We start from the raw sequence: 1,609 nt of genomic DNA on the forward strand, positions 1-1,609 counted from the left end.
GGCGACGGGAAGCAGTACGCCAGCAGCCGTGACTTTGCGGCGGCAACAGGGCTGGTACCCCGACAGTACAGCACGGGAGGTCGGACGACATTGTTAGGGATTAGCAAGCGGGGCAACAAAAAGATCCGAACTTTGTTGGTTCAGTGTGCCAGGGTATTCATACAAAAACTGGAACACCAGTCTGGCAAGTTGGCCGACTGGGTCAGGGAGTTGTTGTGTCGGAAAAGCAACTTTGTCGTCACCTGTGCTCTGGCAAACAAGCTGGCCAGAATAGCCTGGGCACTGACGGCGCGACAGCAAACTTACGAAGCATAAAGGCAGAAATACACCAGTTTAAACAATCATTCATCTGGTTTTGCGAATACTGATATTGATGATACTAACGGCCCACCGGCCTGTTGAGGAACCTGTAAAACGGAAAGGCTCATTGAAGCCGTATATTTTCTGGAGGTTCATCAGGCGCGGAACTCATCGAGGCGCGGGAATAAAATCCCATTCAGACGCCGGATAGATTCAAGCAAGCCAACTTGTCGTCAAAATCGGTGTTGCAAAAACGGGAGTGACCATAGATCCGTTTTCCAAGCGGACCCCCTTTACTTGCCAACAACCGAATCGCTTGCTCCGCAACTATGGTTTTTTATTAGAATCTTCGCCACCAAATAAATTATAATAAATTGATTTTATTAGATATTTTTCAGAATTTATATGGTCAGCACGTGTTGCATGCTCTAATGTTTCAAATGCTAAATTATGCGCGGCCTCAGAAAATACCCCAGGCCAACCCTTACTCAGCATAGACAGTCCTTTAAGGACTCTTATCTGAATCTCCCTCATACTGGCGCCATCGCGCGCGACAGGTGAGAAAAAGTCTTCCAGTAGATCGTTATTCTGAAGTGGTGCAACATGAACTGAAGGATATTTCACTTCTATTTCATCAGATTTATTCTGCGCGTAAGTGGAAAGTATACGAACACCTCTGCCAATGACATCAATGGCGGTTCCAGGATCGTTCACTGCGGGGGAAAGGGCCCGGCAGGCTATTTCGGCCATGACGCTAAGACAAAATCGGGGATCCTGAGCAAATGAACGTACATCCGAGACAATAATCCTCTCAAGTAAATCGGCGCTGATTGATGACTCCTGGCCTTGACTCAGGTACAAAACTGGCATGGATGGATGTATGAAACTGCCTGGCTGCGCCACGAGGTATACATGACGGGGATCATTGGTCAGCAGTTTGCTAAGTTTCACCATATCAATATATTCAACATAGCCAATCTTCTTCGGATAAACTGCAACCGTTCCTTTCGGCTGTTCATTGTTCTCAAGCCATGGATATCCGCCGAGAAAGGGATTTCTTGCTCTCGCAATAAATGATTCGATGGCCGCCTGTTCTACTTTTGCCGTTGTCTCACCAACCCTCCCCAGAGAGGTCAAATGCTGTATCCAGCGAAGCAATGTGATGAGGATTAAGGCAATGACAACCAGTGTGACAATGAATAAAATGACTCTCCCCCTTTCTCCATAAGCTCCCATATTGAGGGCAATAATCCCTACCAGACTGAAGAGAAAAGAACCGATGAAGGTGGCCAGTACATTTTGTGTGGTC

2 protein-coding genes are annotated in these 1,609 nt (G+C 47.1%); one reads left to right on the plus strand and one right to left on the minus strand.

Annotated features, from left to right (window positions below):
* On the plus strand, window positions 1-315 hold a 315-nt coding region (locus tag ACKLKD_RS27785), incomplete at its 5' end, for an IS110 family transposase (RefSeq protein WP_039264920.1).
* A gap of 312 nt (window positions 316-627) precedes the next feature.
* On the opposite strand, the gene ACKLKD_RS27790 is transcribed toward ACKLKD_RS27785, so the two are convergent.
* The coding region (locus tag ACKLKD_RS27790; protein WP_283074730.1) for a DUF2254 domain-containing protein at window positions 628-1,609 on the minus strand (982 nt) is incomplete at its 5' end.

The sequence above is a fragment of the Klebsiella sp. 10982 genome, from assembly GCF_048589245.1.
GTDB lineage: Bacteria > Pseudomonadota > Gammaproteobacteria > Enterobacterales > Enterobacteriaceae > Klebsiella > Klebsiella quasivariicola.